The organism is Kitasatospora sp. NPDC089913 (assembly GCF_044748625.1).
GTDB lineage: Bacteria > Actinomycetota > Actinomycetes > Streptomycetales > Streptomycetaceae > Kitasatospora.
Genome location: NZ_JBIVGI010000010.1, coordinates 58,949 through 81,308, shown reverse-complemented (window position 1 = coordinate 81,308; position 22,360 = coordinate 58,949). Strand labels below are relative to the sequence as shown.

The window sequence follows — 22,360 nt, the reverse complement described above, 5'->3', positions numbered from 1 at the left end:
GCCTCAGGCCGGACGGCGGGCGACGGTGCGCACGGCGCGACGGCCGGCGAAGCGGACGGCACGGGTGCCGAAACGGGCCGCCTCGGCGACGGCGGGGAGCGGGTCGTCCGCGCACAGCCAGGCGCGTTCGGTGCCCCGGCGCGGTCGCAGGCCGGCCGGCGGGCGGCCCTCGTGACGGACGGCGGAGGCCACCGCCAGCAGGTCGAGCTGGCCGACCGCGTAGCCCCGGCCCCGCTGCTCACCGGCCGGTACGGGCCGTCCGGTGAGCGACAGGTGCAGCGCCCGGACCACGTCCACCCCGTCCGCCGTCTCGAACAGCCGGAACTGCGCGCCGGTCCGGGGGTTGAAGTCCACCAGCTTGTGGCGGCCGTCCCTCGGGTCGAGCCGCCAGTCGAGGTCGGCGACACCGCAGTACCCGATCCGCCGGCAGAAACCGGCCGCGAGTTCGGCCAGCGCCGGATCGGCCACCGCCCGGGCCCTGGTGGTCACGCCGCCGCCCGGCGGCCAGGAGCGCAGCTTGACGCCGGTGAAGACCGCCAGCGGCTCCCCACCGGGGCCGCAGGTCAGATGGGTGAACCAGTCCTCGGCGCCCTCCGCCGGCAGGTACTCCTGCGCCACCACGTCGAGCGGCCCGGTGTGCTGCCCGCACCGGGCCAGCAGCTCCGCGCGGTCCCGGACCACGGTGGTGTGGCCGACCGCCGGGTGGAGCAGCCGGCTGAACGGCGCGCGGTTCTTCAGGACCAGCGGGAAGCCCAGCCGGTCGGCGGCGGCGAGCAGTCCGTCCCGGTCGGCCGGGGCGCAGGTGTCCGGGGTGGGGGTGCCGGTGGCCCGGCAGAGCGCGTGCAGCGCCGCCTTGTCGGCGAGCCGCCGGGGCAGGCCCGTCGGTACCGGCGGCAACCGGAGGTCGGCCGCGTAGTCGGCGGCGTGCTCCGCCAGCAGGACGGCGGCCTCGTCGTCGGTGGCCACCGCCACCGCCCGCCGGCCGGTGCGCCGCCGGACCTCGCGGGCGGCCTCCCCCAGGCGGGCGGCGAGTTCGGCGGCGGGTTCGCGCCCGGTGCTGGGCGCGACCAGGGCGCCGGCCAGGTAGCGGGAGAGCGCGGTAGGCGTGAACCGGTCCTCGACCATCGCGTACACCGGGACGCCGAGCCGGCCGAGCGAGCGGACGGCGCCGACCGCGCTGTGCGACTGCGGGTACCGCCCCACCTTCACCAGCAGGGCCGGGACGGTCCGGTCGAGGGCGGGGCCGGGGCCCGGGCGGCGGGTACCGATCAGTGCTGCCATACCTGCACCCACTCCACCTGGAGAGCCGCCGAGTCGGTCCCGGCGGGAGGCGATTCCAGGTAGCCGACGGCCAGGTTGACGACGAGTTCCATCGCCACGTCCGGGATCCGCGCGGGATCGCTGACCTTGAACCAGGGCGTGCCGTCCACGTACCAGGTCACCGCGTCGGGCTGCCAGTCGACGGCGAAGACGTGGAAGCCGGCGGAGAAGTCGGCCGGGCCCGCGCTCTGACCGACGTGCTGGTCGGAGCCGTCCTCCGCCCGCCAGTGCAGGTACATCTGGGCGTACTGGTCGGTGTTCGGGAACTCCGCGATGTCGAGCTCCGGCGGAGTGCCGCGGCTCTCCGCCGGGATCAGCCAGAACGCGGGGAAGAAGCCGTGCGGGTCCTTCGGGACCTTGATCGCGGCGGAGAAGTAGCCGTAGGTGAAGGTGTGGCGGGGCGGCGCGTTCCAGGAGTCGCGGCCGGTGCTGACCATGCCCGAGACCCACGGGTGGGACCGGCCGTCGGTGCCCGCCGCGGTGCGGCGCTGCGCGGTCAGGGTCAGCAGGCCGCCGCCCGCCCTGACCTGGCCCGGCTGGTACCACTGGTCCTCGCCGTTGCCGGCGTTGGTGCAGCCGTGGTCGTTCCAGTCGTAGCAGGTGGTCCACTTCGAACGGTCGAGGCCCGTGCCGGTGAAGCGGTCGTCGAAGGCCAGGTGCCACGGGGTGGCCGAGGCCGGGAGCGGCGGGGCGCCCTCGGGCAGGGCGGCCCCGGCGGCGGCCGGGCCGGACCCACCGCCGCCCGCTCGCGACGCACCGGACGCACCGGACGTGGTCGACCGTCCGCCGCCGGAGCCCGAGCAGGCGGCGACCAGCACCAGCAGGGCGACGGCGGCCGTCGTCCCGACCGCCCGCCCGGACCGGGAGCCGCGCGGGCGGGACGTACGGAGGCGGGACGTACGGAGGCGGGACGTACGCGGGCGGGACGTACGCGGGCGGGACGAACGCGGGCGGGACGCGAGGGAGCGCGAGGAGCGCGAGGAGCTCGAGGATCTCAAGGAGCGCGACCGGGGCGGCAGGACGACGAGCAGCGTGCTCACCGCCGCCAGGACCACCAGCGCCGTCCGGGCCGAGAACACCCCGCCGAGCATCAGTCCGACCGTCGTCAGTGAGGCCAGGGCGAGACTCAGCGCGAGCACCAGCACGGCCGCGGCCCAGCGGTCGGGCCCGGCGGCCCGGGCGATCGTCGGACGCCCCGACAGGGCGGCCGCACCGGGGCCGGCCAGGACGAAGGCGGCCGTGAGCGCGACCCTCGGCGGGGAGCCGGCAGGCAGCGCGGTGGCGGCGACGGCCGCCCAGCCCAGCAGGGCGGGCGCCGCCCGGCGCACCGTCGGCGACCAGGATCCCGTCACGCGCCGCCTCCCTCGGTCGGGCCCGGGCCGGCGGTCCGGGCGGAGTACTGGTAGACCACGGCGTCGCCGTCGGCGAAGACCACCCGCAGCGACGGCGAGGACGCCGCCACGGCCCGCACCCGGTCCACGGTGTCGGCGGGCAGCACGCCGGTCAGCCGGCACTCGGCGGCCTGCGCCTGGGTCAGCACCAGGTAGGACGGTCCGGTGACGGTCGGGTCGGCCAGCGCGGCGCCGACCGCGGCGGCCGGGTCGCGCACGAGCAGCAGGCGGTCCTGCGGCGTGCCCGAGGCCAGGGCCGTGCGCCCGAGTTCGTCGTAGCGCACCTCGCCGCCCGGGAGGTCGGCGGTGACCGAGACGATCCGCGAGCCGGCCGGGGCCGTGTCCGCGACGAACCGCACGGCGGCGGCCTCGCCGGGGGTGAAGCGGTTCATGGCCTCCTTGCCGTAGTAACCGAAGACCAGGCCGAAGAGCAGGGCCAGCAGCGAGAACAGGGTCAGGCCCCAGCGGGCCGGACCGGGCCCCCGGGCCGGGGCGGGCGCGGCCGCGCCGGGAGCGGTCCCGACGGCAGCGGGGGCGGCCGGCGGGGTCCCGGCCGGGATGAGCACCGTGGCGGCGAGCATCGCCGCGGCCGGAAGGGCGAACAGATAGGCCCGGAAGACCATTTCACCGCCGTAGCTGTTCGCCAGCAACAGCGGGACCGGCGCGGCCAGCAGCAGCGGCAGGCTGGTCCGCCGCACCCAGCGGTGGCGCACCAGGGCGGCCACCGCCAGCAGCAGCACGGCGGCGGTCAGTCCCCGGTCCACCCAGGAGGCGAACACCTGTGCCTCGGCCGGGCGGGCGAGCCGTTGCAGGCCGGGCAGCGCGTTGTTGTCCGGCGAGGCCAGGGCGGCCACCAGGTCGCCGAGGTTCTTCGAGAGGTAGGGGCGGGCGACGGTGGAGTCCCAGGCGAAGGTCAGGGCGACGGCGGCGGCCAGGACGGGGAGCACCACGCGCCGGTTGCGCCGCGGGAGCGCGAGCATCACCAGCGCGCTGATCAGCATCAGCGGGGTGAGCTGGTGGGAGCAGACGATGGCGGCGGTCAGCACCAGGACCAGCGCGAAGGGCAGCGGGCGCCAGCCGCCGCGCCGGGGCAGATCGGTGCTCCAGGTCACCGCGCGGGCGCCGCCGACCGCCGGCAGCCCCTCCCCCGACGCCCCCGCCCGTCCCCGCTCCCCCGTCGCGCCCGCCGCCCCCGGTGGTCCTTGCGGCCCGGAGCCGTCCGCCCCGGGGCCGTCCGCCGGCGGCCGTCCGGCCGCCAGCCGTCGCAGGACCAGCGCGAGCACGGCGAGGAAGAGCAGGTAGGAGAACGCCTGCGGGGAGAAGTAGTCCTGGCCCACCCAGGAGGCGCTGTAGTAGATCCACACCCCGCCCCAGACCAGCCGACCGTTCGTGGTGACGGTGCGCAGGACCAGCAGCAGCGGCCCGAGCAGCAGCACGTTGGCCAGCACCGGGTACCAGGCCGCGTAGCCGAGGGCCGAGTGCAGGCCGGTGGCGCGCAGGAACAGCACGTTGAGCTGGAAGAAGCCCGGCCACTGGTTGTAGGCGTCGAGCGCGCCCGCGTCGGGGACGGCGCCGTCGTGGCGGAGCATCGCGTCGACGACCACGACGTGCTTCCACGCCCAGGCGTAGCGCAGTTCCGGGTAGAGCAGGGTGGGGGTGGCGTGCAGGAAGGCGATCAGGGCGAGCACGTAGCCGGGCGCCCAGCGCCGCCGGGCGCCGCGCTCGGCGAGCACGGCGGTGAAGCCGGCGGTCAGCAGCGCGAGGCCGGCCCAGTAGAGCACCGGCAGGGCCCCGACCAGTCCGAGCGCGCCCATGTGGTCGGTCCTGGTCCGGGGCAGGGCCAGCAGCCAGAGCAGGACGGCGGCCGGCAGGGCGCACCGGGCGAAGAGCGCGAGCGGGCCGAGGCCGGCGAGGAACCCGGCGGGACGGCGGACTCGCCGGGCCGGGTGTCCGCGGGCACGGCCCGGTCCGGCGGAGTCCGGGGGGCGTGCCCCGGCCAGTTGGTCAACCATCGGAAGGACCGCCCACCGGGCTGCCGACGGCCGCGCGCAGCCGCCGGTAGCCCCGCCAGTACCGGGTGTAGAGGCTCTCCGGGACGGGGCCGGTGCGGGCGCTCCGCCCGGCCACCCAGTCGGCGAAGACACGCTCGGGGGTGTCGCGCCGGACCATCAGCCGGCCGAGCCGCAGCACGTGGTCGGTGGCGGAGCTGAACCTGTTCTCGACGGCGGTGGCCGAGGTCCACCCGGCCTCGGCGACCCGGCGGCGGACGGCGGCGCTGGAGTAGCCGTGCGGGTAGGCGAAGGCCGTGACCTCGTGGCCGAGCGCGTCCTCCAGCCGGTGCTTGCAGCCGGCGACCTCCTCGGTGCACCGCCGGGGGCGGAGGGTGTCCAGCTGGGCGTGGGTGACGGAGTGGCCGCCGATCTCGACGCCCGTCGCGTCCAGGGCGGCGACCTGGCGCCAGTTCAGCATGTCGGCGGGCGGGAACAGGCTGCCGGTGGGGCGGCCGCCGGGCGGGTGGACGGCGCCGACGGTGAGGTAGAGGGTGGCGGGCAGTCCGCGTTCCTCCAGCAGCGGGGCGACCGTCCAGTAGAAGTCGGCGAAGCCGTCGTCGAAGGTGAGGACGGCCGCCCGGGGCGGGAGCGGGGGGCCGCCGCGCACGGCGGCGACCAGCCTCCGCAGCGGGACGACCGAGCGGCCCTCGGCGATCCGGTCCAGCTGGCGGCGGAAGACCTCCGGGGTCACCGTCCACGGGGCGATCCAGTTCGGGGGGTGGTCGGACACCGAGTGGTAGAGGAAGACCGGTACCGGGGTCATGGCCGGGTCCCCGCTCCGGTGTCGGGCGCCACGGTCGCGGTCGCCGTGCCGGGCGCGTCCGTGCCGGTGGCGTCCGTCCCGGTGGTGTCCGTCCCGGTGGCGCCCGGGCCGGGCGGCCGGCCGATCCTGCCGGTGGCGTACCCGGCGGCGGCCAGGCAGGCCCCGGCCCCGAGCGCCCCGGCCGCCCGCAGCCGTCCGTGCCGCACCGCGCGGAGCACGGCGACCGGCAGGGTGCGGCGCAGGTAGCGCCGCTCGCTGGAGAGCGCGGACCGGGTGCCGACGTGCCGGGCGACCACGGCCTTGGAGCGGCCCTCGGCGTAGCAGCGGGAGCTGAAGTAGCGCCAGCCGGTGCGGGCCGGCGGCACGTGCTGGCGGACCACCGCGGTGGGCTGGTGGCGCAGGACGCCCCCGGGGTTCAGCGCGGTGAGCCGGACGCAGAGTTCGGTCTCCTCGCAGCCGAACGGGCTGGTGCCGATCCGGCCGAGGTCGCCCCGGAAGCCTCCGGCGGCGACCACCGCGGCCCGCCGGAACGACATGTTGGCGCCGATGAAGTTGCGCACGGCGCCCGCGTCCTCGGGCGCGCCGGGGTAGGAGCAGCCGACCACCCAGTCGTACTCGGGCGGGAACCAGCCGGGTCGGCCGGTCTCCCACCAGGAGTCGACCCGGCCGCCGACGCCCAGCACCGCCGGGTCGCGGTAGCCGTCGAGCAGGGCCTCGGTCCAGTCGGGGGCGGCCACCGCGTCGTCGTCGAGGAAGGCCAGCAGTTCGCCCCGGGCCACCCGCACTCCGGTGTTGCGGGCGCCGGAGACGCCCGGCGGCTCGGTGCTCTCGACCACCCGCAGCTCCGGGCGGGCGGCCAGCCGGGCGGTCAGCGCCGGGCAGTGGTCGACCACGACCACCGTCTCGTCGGGCCGGCGCCGCTGTGCGGCCAGGGAGTCGAGGGCGGCGGTGAGGTCGTCCCACCGGTCGAGGGTGTAGCTGCAGACCACGACCGAGAGGGTGGTGGCCGGTGCCTCCGCCCGCCGGGTGCTGCTCGCGGTCTCGGTCTCGGGTCGCCGGGTGTTCATCGCGGTCTCCGGTGGGTGGACGGCAGCCAGCGCGGAAGCGCTGCCAGCAGGGGAAGGGCGAGGGCGGTGGGGGCGATCAGCCAGGCGGCGCCGACGCCCGCCAGGCCGTACGCGGGGAGCAGGACGGCGGCGAGCGCGACGACCAGCGCCGCGTACACGACCTGGAGGCCGATCATCCAGCGCAGGGCGCGGCGGGCCCGGGCGACGTCGGTGGCCAGGCTCAGCACGACGGTGGGCAGCGCGGAGAGCGCCATCAGCCGCAGCGCGGTGGTGCCGTGCTCGGCGTAGCCGGGGCCGAAGAGCCGCAGCAGCCACGGCGCGCCGGCCACGATCACGACCACGGCGGAGAGCACGATCAGCCCGGTGTGCCGCAGCATCCGGCGGGCGTGCTCGGCGAGCCGTTCCGGCTCCCTGGCGGCCTCGACGACCAGGGAACTGCCCATGCTGTAGGCGGCCATGTAGAGGCTGTCGGCGATCACCCAGGCGAGCGCGTAGTAGGCGGCCCGCTCGGCGCCGAGGGCGGCCAGGACCATCAGCGGGACGACGCTGCACGCGGTGATCCCGGCCAGGTTGCCGAGGTAGTCGGCGACGGCGTAGCGGCCGATCCGCGGGTGCGGCGGCGGGGTGGTGACGGACAGCCGCTCGTGCGCCGGAACGGCCCGGCGGAACAGCACCACGTTGGTCACCAGCACCGTCAGCAGCAGGGCCGCGGCCCAGGAGAGCAGGATCCCGGTGCCGACGGCGAGCGCGGCACAGACCGCCAGGGCCCCGGCCTTGACGAGCGCGAAGCAGGCGTTCTCGCCGACCACCAGGCCGGCCCGGCGCAGTCCGGTGAGGGCGCCGTCCTGGAGCACGAAGATCGAGTAGCCGGCCGTCACGACGACGAAGGAGACCGCCAGCAGCGGTTCCCGCAGGTAGCCGAGGCTCGGGGAGATCCGGGGGATCAGCAGCAGGAAGCCGACCGCGGCGAGGGCGCCGGTGACCGCGCTCACCGCGTAGCAGCGCAGCACCAGCCGCCGGGTGCCCCGGCCGGCGACCGGGACGAAGCGCACCAGGACGCCGTTGAGGTTGAACCGGCCGACCGCGGAGAGCAGCCCGGCGGCGGACACCGCGGCGGTGCTCAGGCCGACCGCCTCGGCGCTGTACCAACGGGTGGCGAACAGCCAGAACACCGCGCCGAGGGCGGCCGCGAGCACGGAGCTGAGCAGCAGCAGGTGTCCGTTGCGGACCAGGGCGTCGGCGGGCCGGACGGCGCGCAGCGCCCGGGCGGCGCGGTCGGTTCCGGCGGCCCGGGCGGCGCGGGCGCGGGCGGCCAGCAGGGTCCGGTAGGAGCACTGGCAGGGCAGCGGCCGCGGGCAGGAGCAGGCGCGGTCGGCGACCGTGCGGGGTGCGGGGAGCAGCATCACGACCGGCTCCCCGCCCGGAACCGGCGGTCCTGTGCCCGGCCGACCAGGTATCCGGCCGGGCCGAGGAGGAGGCCGCGCAGTTCGATCCGGCCGAGCCGGGCCAGCGCCGGGTCGGTCCGGGGGTCCGCCGCGCCGTCGCTGTGGGCCGGCGCGACGGAGGCGGTGGGGGTCACGGTGGGGGCGGCGGGGGTCACGGTGGGGGCGGTGGCGCGCCGCAGGGCGTACCGGGTCCCGGCCGGGACCCGGCGCAGCAGGTCGGCGAGCAGCGCGGGACGGTGGACCACGGCCGCGGTGAGGTAGCCGCCGAGGCCGATGCCGAAACCCCGGATCTGGGCCTCGAGTTCGGTCCGGGTGCGGCGGTGGCGGTGCCAGACGACGGCCTCCGGCCGGTAGGCCAGGGTGTGTCCGGCGGCCAGGACGCCGAGGAAGGCGAGCAGGTCCTCGCCGCCGCGGGTCGGCGTGCCGGCACCGGTGGCCGGGTCGAAGCCGCCGAGCCGGCGCAGCGTCGCGGTCCGGAAGGCCATGTTGGCGCCGGTGCCGAAGCGGCCGGCGGCGAACGGGAAGAGCGGGTCGGCGGCGTCGGCCCGCCGGGACCAGTCGCGCGGGGCGAAGCCCTTGCCGAAGCCGCAGTAGCGTTCGAAGAGCGCCTGGGCCTCGGTGTCGAGTTCGGCGGGCACCACCAGGCCGGTGACGCAGGCGATCCGGGGGTCCGCGCGGAAGGCGGCGGCGAGCGCGCCCGCCCAGCCGGGGTCGGCCAGGGTGTCGTCGTCGGTGAAGGCGACGATCTCGCCGTGGGCGGCCGCGAGGCCCCGGTTGCGGGCCCGGGCCAGACCGGGCACGGGCTCCCGCAGGTAGCGCAGCCGGCCGGGGGCGAGGCCGCGGACCAGTCGTTCGGTGCTGTCGTCCTCGGGGGCGTTGTCGACGACCAGGATCTCGGTGGCGGGGTGGTCGGTGCGCAGCAGGGCGCGGAGGCTGTCGCCGAGCAGGGTGGTCCGGCCGCGGGTGCAGACCACGACGGTGACCGTCGGCGGGGTGCGGTCGACGGGGGCGGGGGCGGAAGCGGGGGCAGAGGCGGAGGCGGGGGCGGGGGCCGGGTCCGCACCGGGGCCGAACCGCCGTTCGGCGGCGGCGACGAGACGTTCGCGAAGGGCGTCCGGACCACCGTCCGCCGCCCCGTCCGCCGCCCCGTCCGGGCCGAGGGCGACCAGGCCCAGCGGCCGACCGGCCCGGCGGACCAGGGCCACCGCGGACGGCACCGACCGGTCCGGCCCCCGGGCGGGCCCCGACCGGCCGGGGGCCCAGGGCCCGCCGGGCCGGTCGAGGTCGAGGTCCATCACCCGGGCGGGCACCGGCAGGGCCGGCGTCGGCGCGGGGACCGGCGGGGCGGCCGCCGGCCGGACGGCGGTCACGACGCGCCTCCGTCGTTCCACCCGCGCTGGCGCCAGACGCTGACCGCGTAGCCGAACGGCCCGACCAGCATGCCGCCGAGTTCGCGGCGCCCGAGCCGCAGTTGGGCGAGCTCCCGGTCGGCCGGGGCGCCGCGGGCCCGGTCGCGGCGGACCCGCTGCCACCGCCGCAGCCCGCCGGGGAGGTGGCGGGCCAGGTCGAGCAGCACGCCGGGGCGCCGGGTGACCGCGGCCGTGAGGTAGGCACCGAAGCCGACGCCGAAGTTGAACACCTGCCGCCCGAGCGCGCCGGTGGTCCGCGGGTGGCGGTGCCAGACGATGGCATCGGGCTGGTAGGCGACGGTGTGGCCGGTGTCGAGGGTCTGGAAGAAGGCGAGCAGTTCCTCCCCGCCGCGGGCGGGGGTGCCGGCACCGGTCGCCGGGTCGAAGCCGCCGAAGCCGCGGACGACCGCCGTCCGGAAGGCCATGTTGGCGCCGGAGCCGAAGCGGCCGACGGAGAAGCGGACGAGCGGGTCGTCCGGCCGTTGGCGCAGCGACCAGTCCCGGGCGGCGAAGCCCCGCGAGTAACCGCCGTACTGCTCCAGCGCGGCCTGCGCGGGGGTGTCGAGTTCGGCCGGCAGGACCAGCCCGGTGACGCAGGCTATCCGGTCGTCGGCGCGGAAGGTCCGGGCGATCGCCTCGACCCAGCCGGTGTCGATGATCAGGTCGTCGTCGGCGAACGCCACCACCTCGCCGCGGGCCGCGGCCAGGCCGCGGTTGCGGGCCCGGGCCAGCCCGGGCACGGGTTCGCGCAGGTACCGGACGCGGTCGCGGTAGTGCGCGGCGACGAGGCGTTCGGTGGCGTCGTCGCGCGGAGCGTTGTCGACGACCAGGACCTCGGTGTGCGGATAGCCGGTCCGCAGCAGGGAGTCCAGGCAGCTCCGCAGTGACTCGGTCCGGTCGCGGGTGCAGATGACCACGCTGACCGTGACCGGGCCCGCGGGCACCCGGGCGCGCCCGACCCGACTCGGGCGCGCCGCGGGTGTCGCGGTGGACAGGGCGGGAACGGGGAGTTCCCGGTGGGCGGCGTCGACCAGCGCCCGGCGCAGCGCGACGGTGTCGCCGGCTGTTCCGGTGGCCGTGACCAGGCCGAGCGGGTGCCCGTGCAGCCGGACCAACGCCAACACGCGGCCGACCGGGTCGTCGGCCCCGGACCCGCCGGGCGAGCGCAGCCCGCTCGGCTCGTCCAGGTCCAGGTCGACCACCCGGACGGGGGTGTAGAGCGAGTCGCGGGCGGCGGGACGCGGGCAGGCTGCATCGGTGCGCCGGTCGGAGCCTTTCATCGTTGCTCCTCCGCGGGGACGGTCGCCGAGGGCCGGGCGCCGGGACGCTCGGTGATCAGGGTCCTCAGCACCCGGCGGCCGTCGGCGACGGCGTGGAGGTGGGAGCGACCGCTGCGGCGGGGGAGTTCCAGGCTCGGCACCTCGGCGATCCGCAGTCCGGAGCGCAGCGCGTGCGCGATCATCTCGGCCTCGATCTCGAAGCCGGTGGACCGCAGGTCGAGCGCGTCCAGGAAGGAGCGGCGGAAGGCGCAGTAGCCGTAGCACAGGTCGGTGAGGCGCGCGTCGTACAGGCGGTTGGCGACGGCGAGCAGGGCGCGGTTGCCCATCGAGCGGACCCGGGTGAGGTCCAGCGATCCGCCGCCGCCGATGCAGCGCGATCCTTTGACGAAGTCGTAGCCGTGGTCGAGGAAGTGCAGGAAGTGCGGGATCTCGCCGGGCCACATGGAGCCGTCGGCGTCGATCATGACGATGTACTCGCCGGTGGCGGCGGCGAAGCCGGTGCGCAGGGCGTTGCCCTTGCCGGGTCCCCGCTGGGCGACGCTGCGCACGGTCGGCAGGCAGTGCCGGGCCATCGGGACGGTCGCGTCGCTGGAGGAGCCGTCCACCAGGATGACCTCGTCGACGCAGCGCGGGATCTGTTCGAAGACCCAGGGGATGTTGCGGGCCTCGTTGCGGGCGGGGACGACCAGACTGACGGTCCGGCGGGTGACGACGACGTCCCCGGCCCGGCGCATCGGCCGGGGGTGGGCGGGGTCGTGCTCGGTGCCGCGGTCGGTGGCCCGGCGCAGCGGGTGGCCGTCGTGACCGTCGGGGCGGGCGGGGCCGTCGGGACGGGCGGGGCGGGCGGAGCCGTCGTGGCGGTCGGGGCGGGCGCTCGGGGGCGCGGTGGTGCTCATCGAAAGCCGGCCTCTCGGCGAAGAGGTGGTGGGCCTGGCGCCGGACGGACCGATGGACGGCGGGGGCGGCGCGGCCCCTGGCTGTGACGGGCGCGCCCGGCGCGGAGGCGCGGCGCGGCCCGGTGGAACGGGGCGGGCCCGTACGTGCGGAGCACGCGGGGCTCGGAGCCCGGGAAAGCCCCGAGGGGGCTGGTCGACGGACCGTGGGACGTCGGGGGACCGCCGGGAACCGGGCGGCCGAAGGGGGTGCGCACCGCTGGTCCCGGGCGCCGGGGAAGCGCCGGTCCGTCGTACTGGCGGGGATCCCGCACGGGCGGTGCGGGGACTGCCAGGACCTCATCGTGCGCTCGGTCGCCTCACCGCGTCAAGGGTGATTTGTCCGTTTTTGGGACTAATCTCCGTGCGTCACCGCGTGCCCCCGGACCGCGACCGGGCGGCCCTGCGGCTCCTCGGCGATCCGCCGGGCGATCTCGGCCGGCCGCACCGGCCGCCCGAAGTGCCAGCCCTGCGCCCAGTCGCAGCCGATGACGCGCAGTCGCTCGGCGTCCCGGCGGGTCTCCACGCCCTCGGCGGTGACGGTCAGCCCGAGGGCGTGCGCCATCGACACCAGACCGCTGACGATCCGCCAGCCGGTCTCCTCGTCCTTGGCCGGGTCGTGCAGGTCGCCGACGAAGGACCCGGCGATCTTCAGTCCGGAGACCGGGAGGTCGCGCAGGTAGGCGAGGTTGGACCAGCCGGTGCCGAAGTCGTCGACGGCGAGCGAGACGCCCTGCTCGACCAGGCCGTGCAGGGTGCGCAGCGCCTCGTCCTCCGGACCGACCACGGTGGACTCGGTGATCTCCAGCTGAAGCCGGGCCGGGTCCAGCCCGGTGCTGTCGAGGATCCGGTTGAGGTCGCCGACCAGGGCGGCGCTGCGGGCCTGGCGGACCGCCAGGTTGACGTTGAGCTGCGGCGCGGCGTCGCCGAACCGCCGGATCCAGTCGGCGGCCTGACCGCAGGCCTGCTCCAGCACCCAGCGGCCGAGCGGCATGATCAGCCCGGTCTCCTCCGCGGTGGTGACGAACTCGTCCGGCCCGAGCACCCCGAGCTGAGGGTGGCGCCAGCGCACCAGCGCCTCGACGGCGGCGAGCCGGCCGTCGGCCAGCGCGTACAGCGGCTGGTAGTCGATGAAGAACTCGCCCCGGTCCAGCGCGGCGGGCATCCGCACCGACACCGCGTAGCGGGACACGGCGCGGGCGTTCTCCTTGGGGTCGAAGAGCGTCCAGCGGCCCCGGCCTGCCTCCTTGGCCCGGTAGAGCGTCAGGTCCGCGGCCCGGACGGCGGCGCCGGGGGTGGTGGTGGAGACCCGGCGCTCCAGCACGCCGACGCTGGCGCCGACGGCGAGCTTGTGGTCACCGATCAGCACCGGCCCGGCCAGCGCCTTGAGCACGGTCTTCGCGGCGGCGACGGCCTCCTGCTCGCCGCGGCTGTTCTCCAGCAGGACCACGAACTCGTCGCCACCGAGTCGGGCCACCAGGTGGCCGAGCGGGCTGAGCGCGGCCTTCAGCCGGGCCGCGACGGCGGACAGCAGCTGGTCCCCGGTGTCGTGGCCGAGGCTGTCGTTGACCACCTTGAAGCCGTCGAGGTCGACGTAGCAGAGTCCGAACCGGGCGCCCGGGTCCGGGTCCTCGAAGAGCTTCTCCAGCCGTTCGAAGAACGCGGCCCGGTTGGGCAGCCCGGTGAGCGGGTCGTGGGTGGCCTGGTGGCGCAGCCGCTCCTGGAGCCGGTAGCGGTCGGTGACGTCCTCCAGCATCGCGACCTGGTACTGCGGGACGCCGTCGTCGTCGCGGATCAGCGAGACCGTCAGGTGGGTCCAGACCACCTCGCCGTCCTGCCGGTAGTACGGCTTGTCGAACTGGAAGTACTCGCGCTTGCCGCTGACCAGTTCCTCGTAGACGTCCCAGACGTTGTCGCCGTCCTCGGGGTGGACGAGGTCGCCGACCCGGCGGCCGATCATGTCCTCCGGGCCGGCCCCGAACAGCTCCTGGAGAGCCTTGTTGACGGCCAGGATGTTGCCGTCGGTGTCGCCGATGCCGATGCCGATCGCGGCGCTCTCGAACAGCGCCCGGAACCGCGCCTCGGACGCCCGCAGCGCCCGCTCGGCCTCCTTCTGGGCGACGTCGGCGGCGGTGCGGATGGCCTCCTGCTCGCGCAGGGTGCGCTCGCGCAGGGCGGCCGCCCAGCCGGCCGCGAACGCGCCGCACAGGGCCGGCCCCCGGCCGTCGGCGGACGGCTGCCGCTGGAGCAGCTCCAGCGCGCGGGCCAGCACGATCGGGTCGGTGAACTGGGCCTCGACGAGCTGCGCGCCGGCCTCGGCGGCCAGGTGCGGCTCGAAGGGCTCGTCCAGCTGGGCGCGGCGGAGCAGCCCGGCGGTCCCGGACACCAGCCGGTCGAGCAGGCCGGGGTGGACCGCCGTGCCGTGGTCACCGGAGAGCAGCCGCGCCCAGTCCTCGGGGAACCGTTCGGCGCCGCTGCCCGGTTCCGGTGCACCGGTCACGGGCGGAACCCCACACCCGCCACCCCGGTCATCCGCTCCGGGTGTTCCCCGACGGCCTCCGGCTGGTCCGGGCGCCACTGCGGCAGGTAGACGACGCCGGGCTCGACGATGTCGAAGCCGGCGAACATCCCGGTGATCTGCTCGACGGTGCGCATCGTCAGCGGCGTGGGCGTCATCCGGTAGAGCCGCTGGTGGTCCTCGGCCTGGTCGGGACGGCCCTCCAGGGAGGCGTGCGAGAGCACCAGGGCGCTGCCCGGCGGGAGGGCGTCGCGGATGACCGCGATCAGCTTCCACGGGTCGTCCGCGTCCTGGACGAAGTGCATGACGGCGACCAGCAGGACGGCCACCGGCTCACCGGCCGCGAGCAGGGCGGTCACCTCGGGGCGGGACATCAGGTCGTCGACGTCGCGGACGTCGGCCTGGACGACGACGCTGCCCGGGTCGTCCTCGAGCAGCAGCCGGCTGTGGGCGACGGCGACCGGGTCGCGGTCGATGTAGACGACCCGGGACTCCGGACGGACCGCGCGGGCGATCTCGTGCACGGCGCCGAAGGTGGGGATGCCGGAGCCGATGTCCAGGAAGCGGCTGATGCCGCGTTCGGCGGTGAACTGGACGGCGCGGCGCAGGAAGGCCCGGTTGGAGCGCATGATCTGCGGCAGCTCCGGCCACAGGGCGATCGCCTTGCGGGCCATCTCCCGGTCCACCTCGAAGTTGTGCGAGCCTCCGAGGTAGTAGTCGTAGACCCGGGCGGCGTTCGGTTTGTCCAGGTCCGTGCCCTCCGGTACCCAGTTCGGTCGCCGCATCCTCGGGACTCCTTCGTTCCGGTTCCGATGAATCAGTCGTCTGCCGTGATGGCTGAGACTGATGAGACTACAAGCACACAAGATCCTCCCTTGCACGTCGAACGCGTGCAAGCGGAGTGACGCGGTCCTTTCCAGGACCCCGGGCGCACCCGCGGGCGGCGCCCGACGACCTGCGGGCGGCGCCCGGAGCGCCGAGAATGGACCCGATGGCCGGACGCATCGAGGACTACGCCCTGATCGGCGACCTGCAGACCGCCGCCCTGGTCGGCCGGGACGGCGCCGTCGACTGGCTCTGCCTGCCCCGGTTCGACTCCCCCAGCTGCTTCGCCGCCCTGCTCGGCGACGGGCGGCACGGCGCCTGGCGGCTCGCACCCGCCGGCGCCGGCGGGTGCACCACCCGCCGCTACCGGCCGGACAGCCTCGTCCTCGACAGCGAGTGGCACACCCCCGAGGGCCGGGTCCGGATCACCGACTTCATGCCGCAGCGCGGCACGGACCGACGGCACCCGCCGCGGCTGGTCCGGATCGTCGAGGGACTCGAGGGCGCCGTCCCGGTCCGCGGCGAACTGCGGCTGCGGTTCAACTACGGGCGGATCGACCCGTGGGTGCGCCGCACCGCCCACCACCGGGTCGCCGTCGCCGGCCCCGACTCCGCCTGGCTGCGCGTCCCGCCCGGGGTGCACACCTACGGCACCGACGGCACCACCGTCTCCGAGGTCACCGTCACCCCGGGCCTGCGCGTCCCGTTCGTGCTCACCTGGCAGCCCTCGCACCTGCGCGCCGCCCCCGGCACCGACCCGGACGCCGAGCTGCTCACGACCGTCGACGCCTGGCGGCGCTGGGCGGCGGGCTGCCGCTACGACGGCGAGTGGCGGGCCGCCGTGCTCCGCTCGCTGATCACCCTCAAGGCGCTCGCCTACGCGCCCACCGGCGGCATCGTCGCCGCCGCCACCGCCTCGCTGCCCGAGCACATCGGCGGCCCGCGCAACTGGGACTACCGGTTCTGCTGGCTGCGGGACTCCTCGATGACGCTCTCCGCGCTGCTGCGCGGCGGCTTCCGCGAGGAGGCCGCCGCCTGGCGCCACTGGCTGCTGCGCGCCATCGCCGGCGACCCCCGCGACCTCCAGGCCCTCTACGGGGTGGCCGGCGAGCGCGTCGTCACCGAGACCGTCGCCGACTGGCTGCCCGGCTACCTCGGCTCGCGCCCGGTCCGGTTCGGCAACGCCGCCGTCGGGCAGCTCCAGCTCGACGTCCACGGCGAGGTGGTCGACACCCTGCATCTGGCGCTGCTGGCCGGCATCCCGATGGAGCGGCACGTCTGGACGCTGCTGCGGGCGCTGATGGGCCACCTCGAACAGCACTGGCGCGAGCCCGACGAGGGCCTGTGGGAAGTGCGCGGCGCGCGACGCCACTTCGTCCACTCCAAGGTGATGTGCTGGGTCGCCGCCGACCGGGCGGTGCGGCTCGCCGAGGCCACCGGACTGCCCGCGCCGACCGACCGCTGGCGGGCCATGCGGGACGCGGTGCACGCCGACGTCTGCGCCCACGGCTACGACCGGCGCCGGGGCGTGTTCGTCCAGCACTACGGCGGGCACGGGCTGGACGCGGCCACGCTGTTCGTGGTCAAGAGCGGTTTCCTGCCGCCCGACGACCCGCGAGTGGTGCGCACCGTCGACGCCGTGCGGGACGGCCTGGACCACGGCGGGCTGGTCCGCCGCTACCGTCCGGCGCCCGGCACCGACGGACTGCCCGGCGGCGAGGGCGCGTTCCTCGCCTGCTCGTTCTGGCTCGCGGACGCGCTCGCCGCGACCGGGCGGCGCGACGAGGCGCGCGAACTGTTCGCCCGGGTGGTCGGCCTGGCCAACGACCTGGGCCTGCTCTCGGAGCAGTGGGACCCTCGCGCCCGGCGCCAACTCGGCAACACCCCGCAGGCGTTCAGTCACGTGGCACTGGTGAACACCGCCTTCGCGCTGGCCGAACCCGGAGGGTGGCCGGCGCGGGCGGTCGGCACGGTGCCCGGCGGAGGCGCGGGACCGGGCGGAGACCCGGCACCGTGACGGGCCGGGCCGGGCACCCTGCCGGAGCGGGCCCGGCCGGGACTACAGTGCCCCCGTGGACCCCAACCACTACCGCTTCCGCGGCGTGTGGCGGCTGGCCGCCCCGCCGACGGCGGTCTTCGCGGCGCTCGCCGACGTCCCCGGCTACCCGCGCTGGTGGCCGGAGATCCGCTCCGTCCGGGAGACCGGGCCGGACCGGGGCGAGGTCCTGGTCCGGGCGCTGCTCCCCTACCGGCTGGTGATCGGGCTGACCCCGGTGCGCCGGGACCGCGCCGCCGGGGTCCTGGAGGCGGCCATGGACGGCGACCTCACCGGCTGGTCCCGCTGGACGGTCGCGGCGGACGGCACGGGCGGCAGCCTGGTCCTGTTCGAGGAGGACACCCGCCCGGCCAAGCCGCTGCTGCGTCTGCTGGCGCTGCCCGCCCGGCCGCTGTTCCGGGCCAACCACGCGGTGATGATGCGGCGCGGGAGGCGCGGCCTGGCGGCCCACCTCGGCGCCCGTCCGCCCGGCGGGCCCGCCGGCCGTCCCACCGGCCCCACGGGCTGAACCCGACGCGTCGAAATACCCCGATTCACCCGTTCGCACCGGCCCTGACCTGCGAGGACAGTCCTTCACCAGATGTTTGCGCGGCGCCCCCGCATGGTCCGTAGCAGACTGGGCAGGGTAGTCCGGGCCGCACCCGTGCCCCGAGGATGGTGAGTCCGGTGATACCCCTCCGACCGTCCGCTCCGCCCGACCGGCAGAGCGCTGGACCTCCCGCCGACTCGGTGACCCCGCTCACCGAGTCGGCCGCCCGCAGCCACATGACGGGCGTCTGCTTCAAGATCGGCCCGCCCAGGCTGGTCGGCGTCGAGCTCGAGTGGTTCGTCCACGACGACCGATGTCCCGACGAACCGGTCCCCCCGGAACGACTGCACAGCGCACTGGACGCACTGCCGCTCGGCGGCCCCGACGGGACGTGGCTCCCCTCAGGCGCCCGCCTCACCCTCGAACCCGGCGGTCAGGTAGAGCTCAGCTCCCCGCCCGCCGACAGCCTCACCGGCTGCGTCGCCGACACCCGGCGCGACCTCGCCGCCCTGCGGAACGCCTTCGCCGCCCAGGGCCTGCGCCTCACCGGCACCGGCACCGACCCGCTGGCCCGCCCCCGCCGGATGGTGCTGGACCACCCGCGCTACCTCGCGATGGAGCACCACTTCGACTCGGCCGGGCCCTGGGGCCGGATCATGATGACCGGCACCGCCTCGCTCCAGGTCTGCCTGGACGCCGGGGCGGAGAGCGGCCCGCAGGCGCTGGACCGCCGCTGGCACCTCGCCCACCGGCTCGGCCCGGTGCTGGTCGCCGCCTTCGCCAACTCGCCGCTGCTGGACGGCCGCCCCACCGGGCACCGGTCCACCCGGCAGACCGTCTGGTCCCGGATGGACCCCTCCCGCACCCTGGCCCCCGCGCCCGACCACGGCGACCCGCGCGAGGCCTGGACCCGGTACGTGCTGGACGCCCAGGTGCTCTGCGTGCGCCGCCGCGACGGCCTGCCGTGGACCGCGCCCAGCGGACTGACCTTCCTCGACTGGCTGCGCGGCGGCGGCGAACGGCCGCCCACCCTGGCCGACCTCGACTACCACCGCACCACGCTGTTCCCACCGGTCCGCCCGCGCGGCCACCTGGAACTGCGGATGATCGACGCCCAGCCCGGGGACGGGTGGATCGTCCCCGCCGCCCTGGTCACCGCACTGCTGGACGACCCGGTCGCCGCGGACACCGCGCTCGCCGCCCTGGAGCCACTGGAGCCGCCACCGGGCGCCGCCGGTCCGCGCGCGCCGCGCAGCGACGTCTGGCGCCGCGCCGCCGCCCTGGCGACGGCCGACCCCGAGCTGCGCCGCGCCGCCCTCACCTGCTTCGCCGCCGCCGACGCCGCGCTGGGCCGCCTGCCCGGCGCCGAACGGCTGCGCGCCACCGTCGCCGCGTTCGCCGAGCGCTACCCCGCGCGCGGCCGCTGCCCGGCCGACGACCAGTTGGACGCCCTGCGCTCCGGCACCCGACGCACTCCGCCCGAGGAGGCCACACCATGATCGACGACACCCGCGCCGACCGCGGTGCCCGGGAGACCCGCCCGCCCGGGGCACGCCCGCCGGGGACCCCTGCGCCGGAAGCCCTGTCGCCCGAGGCGCTGTCACCCGAGGCGCTGCGCGAGACCATCGCCGCCGAACTGCTGGCCGCCCGCGCCCGCACCGCCGCGCTCACCGACTGCGTCGAGGACCACGACCTCACCGCCCAGCACTCCCCGCTGATGTCGCCGCTGGTCTGGGACCTCGCCCACATCGGCAACCAGGAGGAGCTCTGGCTGCTGCGCAACATCGGCGGCCGCGACCCGATGCACCCCGAGATCGACCCGCTCTACGACGCCTTCGAGCACCCCCGCTCGGAGCGCCCAACGCTGCCGCTGCTGCCGCCCGGGGAGGCCCGCGCCTACGCCGGCGAGGTGCGCGGCCGGGTGCTCGACCTGCTCGCCGCCAGCCCCCTGGAGGGCGCGCCGCTGCTCGACGCCGGGTTCGCCTTCGGCATGATCGCCCAGCACGAGCAGCAGCACGACGAAACGATGCTGATCACCCATCAGCTGCGCAAGGGCGAACCCGCGCTGGCCGCTCCCCCGCCCCCGCCCGCCCCCGCCGACGCGGCCGCGCTGCCCGCCGAGGTGCTCGTCCCGGCCGGCCCGTTCACCATGGGCACCGACACCGAGCCCTGGGCACTGGACAACGAACGCCCGGCCCACCGCGTCGACCTGCCCGCCTACCGGCTGGACACCACCCCGGTCACCAACGGCGCCTACCTGCGGTTCGTCGAGGACGGCGGCTACGACGAGCCGCACTGGTGGACCCCCGAGGGCTGGGCGCACCGGCGGAGCGCCGACCTGACCGCGCCGCTGTTCTGGCGCCGCGAGGACGGCCAGTGGCAACGCCGACGGTTCGGGGTGCTGGAACCCGTCCCGCTGGACGAACCGGTGCTGCACGTCAGCTGGTACGAGGCGGACGCCTACGCCCGGTGGGCCGGACGCCGGCTGCCGACCGAGGCGGAGTGGGAGAAGGCCGCCCGGCACGACCCGGCCACCGGCCGCTCGCGCCGCTACCCGTGGGGCGACGGCACCCCCGGCCCCGAGCACGCCAACCTGGGCCAGCGGCATCTGCGCCCGGCCCCGGCCGGCAGCTACCCCGAGGGCCAGTCTCCTTACGGGGCAAGGCAGTTGATGGGCGACGTGTGGGAGTGGACGGCCAGCGACTTCCGGCCGTACCCGGGCTTCCGGGCCTGGCCGTACCGGGAGTACTCGGAGGTGTTCTTCGGTCCCGAGTACAAGGTGCTGCGCGGCGGCTGCTTCGCGGTGGCGCCGGTCGCCTGCCGGGGCACCTTCCGCAACTGGGACTACCCGGTCCGGCGGCAGATCTTCGCCGGGTTCCGCACCGCCGCCGACGTCACGGACACGGCGGACGGCCCCGCCCCCTCCCCCGCCCGGGAGGCCGGCTGATGTGCCGCCACCTCGCCTACGTCGGCGAGCCGGTGTCGCCCCGGGCCCTGCTGGTGGAGCCGCCGTTCGGCCTCCACCGGCAGTCCTGGGCCCCGCGCCTCCAGCAGTACGGCACCGTCAACGTGGACGGCTTCGGCCTCGGCTGGTACGCGGACGGCGACGAGGTGCCCGCCCGCTACCGGCGGGCCGGGCCGATCTGGGCCGACACCTCCTTCGGCGACCTCGCCCGGGTCCTGCGCACCCGGGCACTGCTGGCGGCGGTCCGCTCGGCCACCGAGGGCTGCGCGGCCGGCGAGGAGGCCGCCGCGCCGTTCGCCGCCGGGCGCTGGCTGTTCAGCCACAACGGGGCGCTGACCGGCTGGCCGGAGGGGACCGGCGCACTGGCCGCGCTGCTGCCGCCGGCCGAACTGCTCGGCCTGGTGGCCCGCACCGACTCGGCCCTGCTGTGGGCGCTCGCCGTGCACCGGCTGCGCGCCGGCGCCGGACTCGGCGAAGCGCTGGCCGGCACGGTCGCGGACGCGGCCGCGCACACCGCCGGCCGGATGAACCTGCTGCTCACCGACGGCCGGGAGATCGCCGCCACCGCCTGGGGCGACACCCTGCACCACCGGACCGTGCCCGGCCTCGGGGTGCTGGTGGCCTCCGAGCCCTCCGACGACCACCCCGACTGGGCCACCGTGCCGGACCGGTCGCTGCTGCTGGCCGGGCCGGACGGGGTGACCGTCAAGCCGCTCTGAGCGCCACGCCTCCGGTCAACATCTTCACTTCCTGAACAGAGGATCCGCCTGTCATGAGCACCTTTGATCTCACCCGGCTGCTGCCCGCCGACCACTTCAGCACGGCGCTGCGGCACGACGTCCAGTCCGGCCTGACCGCCGAGCCCAAGACGCTGCCGCCCAAGTGGTTCTACGACGCGCGCGGCAGCGAGCTGTTCGAGGAGATCACCCGGCTGCCCGAGTACTACCCGACCCGCGCCGAGCGGGCCATCCTCACCGCCCGGGCCGGCGAGATCGCCGCCGCCACCCGGGCCCGCACCCTGGTCGAGCTCGGCTCGGGCTCCTCCGAGAAGACCCGGCTGCTCCTGGACGCGCTGCGCGACCTCGGCACACTGGGGACGTACGTGCCGGTGGACGTCAGCGAGAGCGCGCTGACCTCGGCCGGGGAGGCCCTCGCCGAGGAGTACCCGGGTCTCGCGGTGCACGGCGTACTGGCCGACTTCACCGCCCGGCTCGACCTGCCGCCGGCCGGCGGCCCCCGGCTGGTCGCCTTCCTCGGCGGCACCCTCGGCAACCTGCTGCCGCCCGAGCGGGCCGCCTTCCTGCGCGGGCTGCGGGAGGCGCTCGACCCCGGTGACTTCCTGCTGCTCGGCACCGACCTGGTCAAGGACCCGGCGGTGCTGGTCGCCGCCTACGACGACGCGGCCGGGGTGACCGCGGAGTTCAACCGGAACGTGCTCAACGTGCTGAACCGCGAGCTGTCCGCCGACTTCGAGCCGGACTCCTTCGCGCACGTGGCGCTCTGGGACCCGGAGCGGGAGTGGATCGAGATGCGGCTGCGCTCGCTCGCCGACCAGACCGTGAAGATCCCGGCGCTGGACCTGCCGGTGCACTTCGAGGAGGGCGAGGAACTGCGCACCGAGGTGTCGGCGAAGTTCCGCCGGGAGCGGGTGGCCGAGGAGCTGGCGGCGGCCGGGCTGCGGCTCTCGGCCTGGTGGACGGACGAGCGGGGCCGGTTCGGCCTGTCGCTGGCCCACCCGGCCTGAGCGGGTTCCGGGCGACGGACGGATCCGGTATTTGATTTTTCACCTTACGAATCATTGAAGGGACT

The 22,360-nt window shown here is 76.2% G+C and carries 17 protein-coding genes; 6 read left to right on the top strand and 11 right to left on the bottom strand.

The features are described 5' to 3' along the window. Nucleotides 1–3: 3 nt before the first annotated feature. The 11 genes from ACIPYS_RS17505 to ACIPYS_RS17455 all read right to left on the bottom strand — a co-directional run bounded on the left by ACIPYS_RS17505 (nucleotide 4) and on the right by ACIPYS_RS17455 (nucleotide 14,961). Nucleotides 4–1,281, bottom strand: coding sequence for an ATP-grasp domain-containing protein (locus ACIPYS_RS17505; RefSeq protein ID WP_400747041.1), 1,278 nt, complete (start codon nucleotides 1,279–1,281; stop codon nucleotides 4–6). Then, the gene (locus ACIPYS_RS17500) at nucleotides 1,269–2,672 is read right to left on the bottom strand and encodes a family 16 glycosylhydrolase (RefSeq protein ID WP_400747039.1); all 1,404 of its coding nucleotides are present in this window, start codon (nucleotides 2,670–2,672) and stop codon (nucleotides 1,269–1,271) included. The genes ACIPYS_RS17505 and ACIPYS_RS17500 overlap by 13 nt, the downstream gene beginning before the upstream one ends. After that, on the bottom strand, nucleotides 2,669–4,723 hold the full coding sequence (locus ACIPYS_RS17495) for a glycosyltransferase (RefSeq protein ID WP_400747038.1): 2,055 nt from the start codon (nucleotides 4,721–4,723) through the stop codon (nucleotides 2,669–2,671). The genes ACIPYS_RS17500 and ACIPYS_RS17495 overlap by 4 nt, the downstream gene beginning before the upstream one ends. Then, complete coding sequence (locus tag ACIPYS_RS17490) at nucleotides 4,716–5,525, bottom strand: polysaccharide deacetylase family protein (protein WP_400747036.1); 810 nt, start codon at nucleotides 5,523–5,525, stop codon at nucleotides 4,716–4,718. Before ACIPYS_RS17490 ends, ACIPYS_RS17495 begins: the two co-directional genes overlap by 8 nt. Then, a complete protein-coding gene (locus ACIPYS_RS17485) occupies nucleotides 5,522–6,592 on the bottom strand; it encodes a glycosyltransferase family 2 protein (protein ID WP_400747034.1) in 1,071 nt (356 codons plus the stop codon). Before ACIPYS_RS17485 ends, ACIPYS_RS17490 begins: the two co-directional genes overlap by 4 nt. After that, the gene (locus tag ACIPYS_RS17480) at nucleotides 6,589–7,995 is read right to left on the bottom strand and encodes a lipopolysaccharide biosynthesis protein (RefSeq protein WP_400747032.1); all 1,407 of its coding nucleotides are present in this window, start codon (nucleotides 7,993–7,995) and stop codon (nucleotides 6,589–6,591) included. Before ACIPYS_RS17480 ends, ACIPYS_RS17485 begins: the two co-directional genes overlap by 4 nt. Beyond that, nucleotides 7,995–9,407, bottom strand: a complete 1,413-nt coding sequence (locus tag ACIPYS_RS17475) for a glycosyltransferase family 2 protein (protein WP_400747030.1) — start codon at nucleotides 9,405–9,407, stop codon at nucleotides 7,995–7,997. The genes ACIPYS_RS17480 and ACIPYS_RS17475 overlap by 1 nt, the downstream gene beginning before the upstream one ends. Further along, nucleotides 9,404–10,726: a glycosyltransferase family 2 protein gene (locus ACIPYS_RS17470; RefSeq protein ID WP_093859505.1), complete on the bottom strand. Its 1,323-nt coding sequence runs from the start codon at nucleotides 10,724–10,726 to the stop codon at nucleotides 9,404–9,406. The genes ACIPYS_RS17475 and ACIPYS_RS17470 overlap by 4 nt, the downstream gene beginning before the upstream one ends. Further along, nucleotides 10,723–11,622 carry a glycosyltransferase family 2 protein gene (locus ACIPYS_RS17465; protein ID WP_231978427.1) on the bottom strand — a complete coding sequence of 300 codons (900 nt, stop codon included), beginning with the start codon at nucleotides 11,620–11,622 and terminating at the stop codon, nucleotides 10,723–10,725. Before ACIPYS_RS17465 ends, ACIPYS_RS17470 begins: the two co-directional genes overlap by 4 nt. Nucleotides 11,623–12,013: 391 nt before the next feature. Further along, a complete protein-coding gene (locus ACIPYS_RS17460; protein ID WP_093859506.1) occupies nucleotides 12,014–14,158 on the bottom strand; it encodes a bifunctional diguanylate cyclase/phosphodiesterase in 2,145 nt (714 codons plus the stop codon). Further along, nucleotides 14,155–14,961 carry an SAM-dependent methyltransferase gene (locus ACIPYS_RS17455; RefSeq protein ID WP_400747027.1) on the bottom strand — a complete coding sequence of 269 codons (807 nt, stop codon included), beginning with the start codon at nucleotides 14,959–14,961 and terminating at the stop codon, nucleotides 14,155–14,157. Before ACIPYS_RS17455 ends, ACIPYS_RS17460 begins: the two co-directional genes overlap by 4 nt. 206 nt (nucleotides 14,962–15,167) lie before the next feature. On the opposite strand from ACIPYS_RS17455, the gene ACIPYS_RS17450 reads away from it, so the two are divergent. The 6 genes from ACIPYS_RS17450 (at nucleotide 15,168) to egtD (ending at nucleotide 22,295) form a co-directional block, all read left to right on the top strand. After that, the gene (locus ACIPYS_RS17450; RefSeq protein ID WP_400747025.1) at nucleotides 15,168–17,018 is read left to right on the top strand and encodes a glycoside hydrolase family 15 protein; all 1,851 of its coding nucleotides are present in this window, start codon (nucleotides 15,168–15,170) and stop codon (nucleotides 17,016–17,018) included. A 55-nt stretch (nucleotides 17,019–17,073) separates the two neighbouring features. After that, the gene (locus tag ACIPYS_RS17445) at nucleotides 17,074–17,565 is read left to right on the top strand and encodes an SRPBCC family protein (RefSeq protein WP_093859508.1); all 492 of its coding nucleotides are present in this window, start codon (nucleotides 17,074–17,076) and stop codon (nucleotides 17,563–17,565) included. A gap of 221 nt (nucleotides 17,566–17,786) precedes the next feature. Then, on the top strand, nucleotides 17,787–19,085 hold the full coding sequence (gene egtA, locus ACIPYS_RS17440) for an ergothioneine biosynthesis glutamate--cysteine ligase EgtA (RefSeq protein ID WP_353653546.1): 1,299 nt from the start codon (nucleotides 17,787–17,789) through the stop codon (nucleotides 19,083–19,085). After that, complete coding sequence (gene egtB, locus ACIPYS_RS17435; RefSeq protein WP_400747022.1) at nucleotides 19,082–20,533, top strand: ergothioneine biosynthesis protein EgtB; 1,452 nt, start codon at nucleotides 19,082–19,084, stop codon at nucleotides 20,531–20,533. Before egtA ends, egtB begins: the two co-directional genes overlap by 4 nt. Next, the gene (egtC, locus tag ACIPYS_RS17430; RefSeq protein WP_400747020.1) at nucleotides 20,533–21,270 is read left to right on the top strand and encodes an ergothioneine biosynthesis protein EgtC; all 738 of its coding nucleotides are present in this window, start codon (nucleotides 20,533–20,535) and stop codon (nucleotides 21,268–21,270) included. The genes egtB and egtC overlap by 1 nt, the downstream gene beginning before the upstream one ends. 53 nt (nucleotides 21,271–21,323) lie before the next feature. Then, nucleotides 21,324–22,295 (top strand): L-histidine N(alpha)-methyltransferase, encoded by a 972-nt coding sequence (egtD, locus tag ACIPYS_RS17425; protein ID WP_093859512.1) that lies wholly within the window; start codon nucleotides 21,324–21,326, stop codon nucleotides 22,293–22,295. The last annotated feature ends 65 nt before the right edge of the window (nucleotides 22,296–22,360 follow it).